The organism is Aeromonas sp. QDB63, assembly GCF_027707425.1.
Taxonomy (GTDB): Bacteria; Pseudomonadota; Gammaproteobacteria; order Enterobacterales; family Aeromonadaceae; genus Aeromonas; species Aeromonas caviae.
Genome location: NZ_JAPCIS010000057.1, coordinates 1 through 11203, shown reverse-complemented (window position 1 = coordinate 11203; position 11203 = coordinate 1). Strand labels below are relative to the sequence as shown.

The window sequence follows — 11203 nt, the reverse complement described above, 5'->3', positions numbered from 1 at the left end:
TCATGATGAACCCTTTTTCATGGCTCCAGATGACAAACATGATCTCATATCAGGGACTTGTTCGCACCTTCCCTAACGTTAGTTGGTTTCGACCATTACGTTTTGACTTATACAAGGCTTCATCGCAACGGCTGATCAGCTGCTCTAAACTTTCTTTCTGAAATAATGATGCAACTCCCAGTGACACGGTGACCTTGCCTACATTCTGAAACTGCTCTGAAGCAATTCGCAATCGCAAACGTTCAGCTAATTCTGCCGCGACCATATCAGTGCAATTCTCAAGCAGGATCAAAAACTCCTCGCCGCCCCAACGAATTATCCGATCATTACCCCGAACCGACTTTCGAAGCAGACCCGATACTTGAGCTAAAATCTGATCACCAACAGGATGCCCAAAGCTATCATTAATCTGCTTAAAGTGGTCAATATCGCAAAGAATGAGACTCATGGACTCTTCCCGGCTAAGAGTAAAGCTATAAGCCTCACTTAACAACGCCTTACCATGATTGCGGTTAAACAAACCAGTTAGTTGATCCACTGTTGCCGATTCACGAAGCGCCTGCTCTTCACGAAGTCGCTCAGTGACATCTTTTCCAACACTAACATAGTTAGTAATGTTACCAGCTTGGTCTTTGATAGCGGAGATACTCTGCTCAGAATGATACAAGGTACCGTCTTTACGTTTATTAATGAAAATTGCCTGGAACGTCTTTGCTGTCATTAAAGACGCTTTTACGTTCTTATAAAAGTCATCGTCGTGTAAGCCTGACTTGAAAAGTGTTGGTGTATTGCCGATTAATTCTGATTCTTCGTAACCGCTAACCTGGATAAACGATTTATTAGCAAAGATTATCTTTGCATGCGCATCGGTAACGAGTATCGGCTCTGCTGCGGCATCCAGTGCCTGACCAAGAATTTTACTGGTATCTTCTACCTTGGCATAAGCAGTCATATCTTGCTGCACTGAAACAAAGTGCGTGATGTCACCCACCTCATCTCGTACCGGTGAGATATTCCAGCGCACCAAATATGGCGAACCGTCTTTGCGGTAATTAGTAGCCATACCCTCGAAGTATTCACCACTGGTAAGACAACTTCTAAGCCGGTTAATCACCTCCTGATCTGTAGCAGGGCCTTGTAACATCTTCAATGACTGACCATACAACTCATCAATTGCGTAACCTGTCATCTGACAAAAAGCAGGGTTCGCAATTTTTACAGGATATCCTGCTGCCCTGTCAGCACTGGTAATCACAACCGCGTTCCAAGACTGCATAATCGCCATTTTCAGCAAGCTAAGTTCAGAACTTCCCATCGAATTTTTCTCTTCCGCTGAAAACAAAAGACTGACATGAACAGCTTATATAATCAAGGCCTTACCTGATTACCCATGACCCTCAGCCAGCTTCAAGAGCCGATATGGCATCAGAGGGCTTGCCACGACTGCATGCCCCAATTCAACCAACATGCTCTTGAGGTCAAAACGATGATTAAACCGGAAGCAGTATTCCGCAAGATGCCTTGGTAAATGCTTCGCTCCGAGCGTATGGCAACTGCCCCGCAGCGAGTTTTTCACATTTCCTATCATCGTGTTTACCCAGTTGAATGCCGGATGATCCAGCCAGTCCAGGTTGCCCCCGGTGACAACACCCAGGTGCTCACAATTGGCCTCCTTGACCGCTTTGAAACAGGCCAATCCATCGGATATCACCGCGCTACCACTGGCAATATGCCGTTTTGCCCAATCAGCAATGACGTTTTGAAACCATCGACCACCGTCATCCGCATCTTGATTGGATGCCCTCCCTTGTTCAGGGCCACTGCTGCCACAAACGGCGTCTTGCCTGCCACGCCCCGACCCCGTTTGCCACCACGGCGCTCGCCACCTCAGTAGACATCATCGAGCTGAATGATGCCGCTGATGGGCTGCTTGTCATCGGACTCTTTCATGGCTTGCAGCAGCTTGTGCTTGAGCATCCAGGCGGTGTCATATTACTCGTTGCTGGAGACCGCCAAAGCCAATCAACTGGAGCCGTCAGCGTATATCAATTATGTGCTGCGCGGATCGGCGAAGCGGACAGCCTGGAAAAGCTGGAAGCGCTGCTACCGTGGAATGTGGCGCTGGAGCCGATTTCAAAAAAAGTGGTGCAATACAACGAAGGCAAGTAGGTCGATTTAACGGCGCTTACGGTGTATGCTACGCCGCCCCCGGTGACGACACCATTACGGTGTCAGGCTCCATGGGGCGCTATATAGGTACAGATTCAGGTCATGAAGGGGCAAGTATGTCCATACAAGGTTCGTTGAGAGCACAGTTACTGGCGTTGTTGGGCGGAAGTATTCTTCTTCTCGTCATCATCTCGTTGTTATGTTTCCGTCTGCTGGAGCACGGGGTCGAAGATTATCAATCCCTGGTTAACAGCACGCTGCAAGAGTCGACGCTGGTTGAGCGGGCCAATCTGGAGTTCAAGAGCCAGGTTCAGGAGTGGAAAAATGTCCTGCTGCGCGGCAAGGATCCGGAGGCTCTGACCAAGTATTGGACCCGGTTTGAAGAGCAGGAGCGTGCGGTCAACCAGACGCTGGCGCAACTGAGCCAGTTGGCCGGGCAGTGGCAGGATCAGGAGTTGGTTGCCCAGGTGCGGAGCCTGAGTGATGAACATCAGAAACTCGGGCTGGCCTATCGTCAGGGCAAAGAGAAGTTTGTTGCCGCTCAGGGCGACCCGACTGTGGGGGATCAGGCGGTGAAGGGTATCGATCGGGCAACCAGCGAGCAGATGGAGGCTCTGGTCAAGCATCTGCATGAAGAAGGCAATCGTCAGGCCCAAGCCATTAGTGAGGAGACCCGCAGCCAAGCCATTCTCGGCGTGGTATTCCTGATTGTGGCGTCATTACTGGTGGGGGTGCTCAGTCTCTGGTTGGTGAATCGCCAACTGCTGGTGCCGATCAAGGCGCTCACCGACTTCATTATCCAGTTGAGCCATGGCAAGTTTGATCGACCCTTTGCGCTGCAACGGCAGGATGAACTAGGTGCCCTGGCCAAGGCCGCCAATACCCTGCGCGATTTCTTGGGGACGACCTTTTCCCAGCTCAAGTTGAGTGGCGAGCAGCTGGATAGTGCCAGCCATGAACTCAAGGAAATCTCAGGGTTGATGGCCAAGGGCACCCAGGATCAATTCTCCCGCACCGATATGGTGGCTACCGCGATGCACGAGATGTCGGCGACGGCGCAGAATGTCGCGGAGAATGCCGCATCGGCCGCCCAGGCGACGGATCAGGCGGACCATACGGCTCACGAAGGCGAGCAAGTGATGCAGGACACCATAGGCGGCATTGCCCAGATGGGTAAAGAAATTGACAACACGGCTGGCGTTATAAAACAACTGGATGAAGATAGCCGCCGCATCAGTACCGTGCTGGAGGTGATCCGTTCCATTGCCGAGCAGACCAACCTGCTGGCCTTGAATGCGGCGATTGAAGCGGCGCGGGCCGGTGAGCAGGGTCGCGGCTTCGCCGTGGTCGCGGACGAGGTTCGTACCCTGGCCAAGCGCACGGCGGACTCTACGGCGGAAATCAACCAGATCATCGCCAAGGTACAGCGTGGCACCCAGGAAGCGGTACAGGCGATTGGTAGTAGCCAGCAACTCAGCCAGCAGAGTATCGAACAGGTGACGGTCGCGGGTCGCAAGTTGCAGAGCATCACGAGCTCCATCAGCCAGATCCACGGCATGAACCAGCAGATCGCCACCGCCGCCGAGGAGCAGACGCTGGTGGTGGAAGATATCGCCCGCAACCTGGTGGATATCAAAACCATCGCCACCGAGAACGAAGAGAACGCCCACCGCACCCAGGGTGCCAGCGACCAGTTGCATCAAACCGCGGTCGACCTCAACCGCGCCATGCAAAAGCTGATGGCCTAAATCAAAACCGGGCCCCGCGGATAGCGGGGCCCGGTTTTTCCTAAACAGATGCAAACGGCTTCCCCTAGGGAAGGTGCGAATAAGTACCCTATGCGCCAAAACTAAAAAGTTTAGCCATTTAATATCAATAATTTAGAATGGTGTGTTTTTGTGCCAAGTGACTTGTTAGCACCTTCCCTAAAATGAAAGAAGCCAATGCGGTCTTGTTGATGGATAAATTTATCTACTACCTGAAGCAACGCCGCTTATATACCCGCACACTTGGAATTATTTGAGTCTCTAAAAATGAGGGGATCTCTGAGGTCACATAGGGGTGAACAATTTAGACAGCGGATCTTATCGTTAGTGGAGACAGCGAAGCGACTGAAACGTTGTCCTCAGGAATGGTTACGGACCATCGTGAAAGCCTGCATAGAAAAGACAGTTTATCCAATTCAGCAAGAGTTGTTGTTGTCAACGTAGTCCCAGTGAACTGTTACAATGTCAGCTTTGTGAAGTGGCTCAACGTTGTGTGGCACGCCGATCCAACATGTTGGCCATAACCAATGCCAACATGCAGGGAAAGATCGAGGAGATAGCAGTATTAAGGAAAGATCTGTATCGAGGAAACCCGTGAAAAGGCCCGTTACACAGGTAAGCGTTTTGAGATCAGCACCAAATCGTCAAAAACGCTCACCCCAGCAGAGATCGCGTGTTCAACATCGCTATCAGTGTTCACTTTTTCATTAAAAGCAGCGATGACTTTCGGCCAATGCGTTTCATAACTTGCCGAAATCGTCGTAAAGAACGAGGTGCAGGCCCCAAGGTTCTCTTGCAATTGATGTCGTAAATGCCGCAACAGATAACGCCCACCCGCCGCAGAGCCTTCGATGGTATAAACCACACCCAACCACTGCGCTTCGCTATCAATGGCAGGCATAGCCACATCACACGCCCCCGTAAACACGGGCTCGCCGCCGATGTTTTTAATATCTTCAGCCAATAGATCAGCGCGGCGCTGATAGAGCCCATCAATCGCAAAGGGGGAATGAATGATGTGGTTATCGGTGGCTTGATAAAAACGATGCAAAATAGAGAGAAAGTTTTTTACATCCGCCATAGTCACCGTATGGCCGGATACCGCACGAAACGGCGGCTCCATTTCCAAATCAGCATGGGCTTTTTTTAAACCTTGTCTAAATTGTTCCAGATTGTTGGACATATCGCTCAACCTCTAATAATAGTTCTCGTAACTTAAGGGCTTGGAGCTGGTTCTTTTGACTCCACACTTTCGATTTACCGACTGTTTTTTCAACCCATTTTTCAAATGAAATGCGTGGCGAAATACCAATAGCGCCATCGTGCGAATTCGTTGGTTTATTCGGGTTGCCACCCCATGAAATACTTTCAATGTGCTCATTGCGAAATAACAGCAGGCGAACATGACACTCTGCGTCCGCCATTCCCGTGACGCCTAATACGCCAGCGAGCGGTGATAACAGAATCGATTTAAATGATTTCGATAAGGCGTGCTCGCTCCAAATCTGTATTTTTGAGTGCACAAAATAGTCATCAAGAACGGCAAAGGCTTCTTCATTGGGAATCGTGCCATAGCCCCAATAATTATCATTCACACAGAACATAATGCCGGATGCTGAAAAAGAATCCATTAACCAAATGGCTAATTCCGCCCATTGGTTTGTGTCATCAATCATTTTAAATAATTTAATGCGCGTGTCGGCTTTCCAACGACCAAGCCCATCGAGTAAATTTATTTTTTTTTGCGTTAGATACGATGACTGCATCATCGAATAATGTTGAACATGTGAGCTAATTTCTTCCAACATTGGTAGCTCAATATAATGTGGCGTTGAATGGTGACAGGTAATTAACGCCGCCAATTCACCATGTAATATCACAGGAAAAGAGATTGAGGTATTCACCCCCATATTTCCCATATACACAACATGCACCGGCGAGACACTGCGCAACGAGGCATAGGTTAAATCAGGCGCAGAAGGGGTAATACCGACAACTGGCGTGGTTATATCGGGTGCATTATAAATATAACGCCAAGGGTTTAAGACATAGAGATCGCGAGCAATGCGTGGAATATCACTGGCTGGAAAGCGTAATCCAATGTAAGAGCCAATATGTGATGATGACACTGACTCATGAATTACTTCACCATCGCCATTGTGCATAAACTGATAATAAATCACCCGCTCAAAACCAGTCGCTTCAGAAATATAATCAACTAACCGTTTTTGCAGCCATGACAATTCACTGTCTGAATTAGGCTTTTCTAAAAAATCAAAGCGCGTGCATATAACGTTATTGTGCTTGATATCACTCGGGTAAAACTCATAAATAATGCTTTTGTTTTTACTTTTTGTCATCAAGATATAGCCATTAAAGCCCTGATCGTGCCAAGCGACTATCTTATTAGTACCCACTTGCACGCCCAGACTAGCCGAAAGCTTTGCCAAACGTGGATCAATAAATTGACCCGGAATGGCCGACGTGCAAATTGCATCAGTATTCACTGAGACGTGTGTGATATAGCCATTCTCTTCGGTAAGAATCAACGCACCAAATGACTGCACAGCCCCAGATAAATGCAATTCCTCTTGCTCGCACGCACAGAGAAAAGTATTTTTTTCATTCAAGAGTCAGGTACTCCTTGAAAGCATTAGTCGTCAGCGGTTTAGCAAGATAATAACCCTGAGCGACATGACAACCATGTTGCCTTAACCAACACAGCTGCGTTTCTGTTTCAACACCCTCTGCCACCGTTTCCAATGAAAATGATTTGGCCATGCTTAATACCGCCTCGGTAATCACTTCATCTTCTAAGTCATTGCCTAAGCCAGAGACAAAACTCTGATCGATTTTCAGTGTTGATATATTCAGCCGTTTTAAATAGCTGAGTGATGAGTAACCAGTGCCAAAATCATCAATATTAATTTTAATGCCATGATAATTTAAACGTTCTAAGTTGGATAAAACCACTTGGCTGTTATCCAGTAATACCGTTTCTGTGATCTCAATTTGTAGCAGTTCAAATGGAAGGCTATTTTCTCGCATTAATGATAGAACAAAATCAGCCAAATCAGGTTCATGCAGGCTTCTGGTCGAACAATTAAATGCTATTGGTAATAATTTAAGCCCTTCTTTCCGCCATTGCACCAATTGCTGAATAATAGTATGAATAACAATGCGCGTTATTTCATAAATCAACCCATTCTTCTCGCTAAGGGGAATAAAATCAGCTGGTGATACACTGCCAACTTCAGGGTCATCCCAGCGGATCAATGCCTCTGCGCCGACAATATCGAGTTTGTCATTAATCAAAAATTTCGGCTGATATACGAGATAAAACAGATTATTTTCAATCGCAACACGCATTGCCCGTTCAAGCGTTGCTTGACGCAGCAATTTAACTTGCAATTCAGGCTCAAAAAAAGCAAAACGATTTCGCCCATTTTCTTTGGCTTTATACATCGCAGCATCAGCTGCTTTTAATAAGCTATGCTCGTCATGACCATCCATGGGTGATATCGCTACGCCAATGCTAGCCGAAATAAAGAGCTGACGATTAGCCACCTCATAAACCAGTGACATTTCATCAATCACTTTTTTGGCCACTGCGGCTGCATCTTCGGTGGTGGTGTCAGATAAAATAATCGTAAACTCATCACCACCTAAACGGGCAATAAAATCATTGCTGTTAATGATATGACGTAATCGAGATGCCGCAATTTGCAATACGCGGTCGCCCACATCATGACCCAACGTGTCATTAATGTTTTTAAAATTATCTAAATCGATAAATAACAGTGCATTGGTTCTATTATTATCCAAAGATTCTGCTAATTGTTTTCTTAATTTATTCGCAAACGTGGCACGATTTGGCAAATTCGTCAGTGAGTCATGTTCGGCCAGATAAGCAATGTCTTTTTGTGAGTTTTTAATCTGCGATATATCAGAAAAAACGGCCACCAGATGTTCAGGGTTACCTTGAAAATCTTCAACTCGATTAATAGTGAGCAATTCAGGGTAAACCTCACCACCTTTGCGTTTACTTAAAATTTCCCCTTTCCAACTGCCATCAGTTTTAATCGAATAGCTGATCTCATCATAAATATCAGACGTACCTGTCGAGTTAAAAATAATTTCTCTGGCCGGTTGCCCTATTACATCACACTCATCAAATTGTGTAATTTTATAAAATGCAGAGTTTACAGAGGTAATAATTCCGCATTTATCCATCACAACAATAGCTTCACCGGCTTGTTCAAAAATCCGAGCATTAATTCTTAATTGTGACTCTTGAATTCTTCTCTCAGTAATATCTTCACCTTCAATAATTAACGCAATCGGGTGGTTATCGCTATCACGCAATGTTTGATGTTTAATCGAGAAAAATTTATTTTGATTTTTATTATTAAAATAATACTCGCGCACTATCGGGTTTTCAGTTTGTAACGACTCGATCGATGCACCCCATAATGCCCCTGCAAACGCAGTGGGGAAAATAGAGAAATCTGTTTTGTCAATGCAATCGGCTTCATCAACGTCAAAACACTCAGTAAATCGCTTATTCACATAGAGATATCGCCCATGCAGATCACGCATGGAGAAAATAATACTTGTGTGCTCCATTAAGGCAGTTAAGCGATGCTCAGATGCCGACAGTTTATTTTTCGCATTGATCAAATCACTGACATCGATCATGGTCACAACCAACGAAATCACCTCTGATTTCTGATTTAACCCCGGCGTGATAATCAGATGAAAATAACGATTCAGATGCTGAATCAGTGCGCTTTGTCTATCACCATGCGATAAGGTTTTACCTAATAAGGTCGCCAGCTCATTAAATTCATCAGGAAAATTAATTTTCTCCACCGATTGATAATGCGCCGTTAATCGTAATGAAAAATATTGTGCCGCCCCTGCATTAAAACGAATTAAACGCAACTCTTTATCAAACACTAAAATAGGAAACTCTAACGCGTCATAAAGATGGGAATACTCTTCATAGAGTTTGGCCAATTCACCGGTTTTAACATTCAACTCTTCATTAACACTGATCAACTCTTCATTGGTGGCCTGCATCTCTTCGTTGGCGGCTTCCAACTCTTCGTTAGTGGCTTGCAGCTCTTCGTTCGATGCTTGCGCCTCTTCATTTAAGGCCTGCATCTCTTCATTAGCTGTGGCTAACTCTTCCACCAACGCTTGCAAATGCTCACGAGTGCTAATTAACTCATTTTTTAAATCATCATTATTAAATGAAGGCGTGTCAGACGATATTAATGAAACACTTTTACTCTCTTCATTTTCAATTTGAAACACTAACAAATAGGATTCAAAATTTTCTTGCTCTAAAATAGAAACAATAAATTTGATGTGTTGATGATTTATATGCCGTTTCTGGCTTTCACACTTAGATCTATTTCTTTGCACTTTATGAAATAAAGAGATGGCATCTGCACGAACAGATGGGTGCAGCACATCTGATAAATTATATTTAGTAACTCCTGATGGAAATAAGAAAAACTGCTCCACATGACCCCTAGTATGTAATACATTGCCTTCACGATCACATACGGCAAGAGTTAATTTATAATTATTAATCAAAAAATTGAATAACGCGTCTTGTTGATCACTCTTTTTCTGATTTTTTACCTTTATTGTACCACTCACTACTTTTGTTAGTGGCAAAACCTGTATTTCTCCCGTTTTAGAAAAAATTCGTTCTCGCGCATCATGAGAGTTAAATAGCTTGTCGGCTTGAGCCACTGTTTCTGAGCGACCAAGAAACAGTAAACTATTCTTTTTTAAACCAAAGTGAAAGTTTTGTAATACTTTCGCTTGAAGTGCGGTGTCAAAATAAATAAGAACATTACGACAAGAGACCACATCTAAACGCAGAAATGGTGGATCATTGACTAAATTATGCTTGGCAAAAACAATTGCATCTCGCAGTGGTTTAATAATTTCATAATACGCGCCGCGTTTATTAAAATAACGCTCAACTAACTCTTGGCTTAATTCTTTTAACGCAATTGCCGGATATAACCCACGTCGTGCGGTTTCAAGGGCCGCATCATCAATGTCGGTAGCAAATATCTGCAACGTTGGCTTTTTATCTCTATCCAGCCAGATTTCATACATCATGATCGCCAGCGAATAGGCTTCTTCACCGGTCGCACAACCGGCAACCCAAATGCGAAACTCGTCTTCGGCTGCCGTATTGGATTGCCTGAGCGTTGCTTCAAGTGCCTTGTAAGCCTCTTTATCGCGAAAAAAGGCGGTTACTGAAATCAGCAAATCGTTGGCTAAAAGCTCGGCTTCGCTGTCTGAACTGGTTAGAAAGGCCAGATATTCGTTTAACCCAACACTTTGCACGGCACTGATACGTCGCTGTATGCGTCGAATCAACGTCGCACTTTTATAACCGGTAAAATCACGCTGTAAGCGTTCATTAAGCAACTCGATGATTTGTTGAACCCGCAAATCATCATGCAGCAGCGCATCGACTGCGTTATTGGCAACCTCAATACTAGACAGGTATTGCGCTATTTCTGCAATGCTCATAATGTGCGAGATTACACCCGATTCGATGGCCGAACGTGGCATTCCATCATATTTCGCACCATCGGGGTTTTGCGCTATCGTGATGCCGCCCATATTGTGAATTTGCCGACAACCTAATGAGCCATCAGAACCCGTTCCCGACAAAATAATGCCAATCGCGCGATCTCTTTTTTCTTCCGCTAATGCTGTAAAAAAATAGTTAATCGATGGCTTCGGGTTATTCGGTTGCGAAATGGCTGACAAGGTAAACCGACCATTCTCAAAACCGGCATTTTTGTGCGCAGGCACCACAAACACCATATTGGGCAAGGGTTCGTCCTGATCTTCCATCTCTTTAACAGAGAGCGCAGTTGAACGTTGTAAGATTTCAGCCATCATACTGCGATGCGAGGGCGATAAATGCTGAAGCACCACAAAGCACATGTCATCGTTTCTGGTGAGCAGGGTGAGCAGTGCGCTAATCGCCTCAAGCCCACCCGCTGAAGCCCCAATGGCTGTAATGATTAAATTCATGCTATTCCATACCCAATAATTATTACTTTTTGATTCATTTGAGTTATATCTTGTTAAGGCCAGCGTGAATAACATCGCCAGTTGGTTATCGTTTTTCAGCAACCCCTTGTATCAGGCTTTCACGAAGCCGAACTGTCGCTTGATGATGCGAAACGGGTGCTCCACCTTGGCCCGGATGCTGGCTTTCATGT

5 protein-coding genes and 3 pseudogenes are annotated in these 11203 nt (G+C 45.5%); 3 read left to right on the top strand and 5 right to left on the bottom strand.

The window, feature by feature from the left end; genetic code table 11:
- Positions 1-49: 49 nt before the first annotated feature.
- Together PG879_RS20040 and PG879_RS20035 are read right to left on the bottom strand one after the other, a co-directional pair.
- On the bottom strand, positions 50-1276 hold the full coding sequence (locus PG879_RS20040; protein WP_425592099.1) for a sensor domain-containing diguanylate cyclase: 1227 nt from the start codon (positions 1274-1276) through the stop codon (positions 50-52).
- A gap of 108 nt (positions 1277-1384) precedes the next feature.
- A pseudogene (locus PG879_RS20035) lies at positions 1385-1992 on the bottom strand (IS1595 family transposase); the annotation flags it as partial.
- 1 nt (position 1993) lies between these two features.
- On the opposite strand from PG879_RS20035, the pseudogene PG879_RS20030 reads away from it, so the two are divergent.
- The 3 genes and pseudogenes from PG879_RS20030 to PG879_RS20020 form a co-directional block, all read left to right on the top strand.
- Positions 1994-2169 (top strand): annotated as a pseudogene (locus tag PG879_RS20030) (transposase domain-containing protein); the annotation flags it as partial.
- Positions 2170-2285: 116 nt separating this feature from the next.
- Entirely contained in the window at positions 2286-3917 is a 1632-nt protein-coding gene (locus PG879_RS20025) for a methyl-accepting chemotaxis protein (protein ID WP_103261767.1), read from the top strand.
- 303 nt (positions 3918-4220) lie between these two features.
- A pseudogene (locus tag PG879_RS20020) lies at positions 4221-4379 on the top strand (IS66 family transposase); the annotation flags it as partial.
- Positions 4380-4542: 163 nt separating this feature from the next.
- On the opposite strand, the gene PG879_RS20015 reads toward PG879_RS20020, so the two are convergent.
- From PG879_RS20015 to PG879_RS20005, 3 genes are read right to left on the bottom strand one after another with little or no spacing between them, the layout of a single operon-like run.
- Complete coding sequence (locus PG879_RS20015) at positions 4543-5118, bottom strand: biliverdin-producing heme oxygenase (RefSeq protein WP_270830607.1); 576 nt, start codon at positions 5116-5118, stop codon at positions 4543-4545.
- Entirely contained in the window at positions 5093-6565 is a 1473-nt protein-coding gene (locus PG879_RS20010) for a GAF domain-containing protein (RefSeq protein ID WP_082189345.1), read from the bottom strand. Before PG879_RS20010 ends, PG879_RS20015 begins: the two co-directional genes overlap by 26 nt.
- On the bottom strand, positions 6558-11012 hold the full coding sequence (locus tag PG879_RS20005; RefSeq protein ID WP_069785369.1) for an EAL domain-containing protein: 4455 nt from the start codon (positions 11010-11012) through the stop codon (positions 6558-6560). The genes PG879_RS20010 and PG879_RS20005 overlap by 8 nt, the downstream gene beginning before the upstream one ends.
- Positions 11013-11203: the final 191 nt, after the last annotated feature.

What these genes read in the sequence shown, in the direction of transcription:
- PG879_RS20015 (WP_270830607.1), bottom strand. Translation starts at nt 5,118, where the DNA reads ATGTCCAACAATCTGGAACAATTTAGACAAGGTTTAAAAAAAGCCCAT.
- PG879_RS20005 (WP_069785369.1), bottom strand. Translation starts at nt 11,012, where the DNA reads ATGAATTTAATCATTACAGCCATTGGGGCTTCAGCGGGTGGGCTTGAG.
- PG879_RS20025 (WP_103261767.1), top strand. Translation starts at nt 2,286, where the DNA reads ATGTCCATACAAGGTTCGTTGAGAGCACAGTTACTGGCGTTGTTGGGC.
- PG879_RS20040 (WP_425592099.1), bottom strand. Translation starts at nt 1,276, where the DNA reads ATGCAGTCTTGGAACGCGGTTGTGATTACCAGTGCTGACAGGGCAGCA.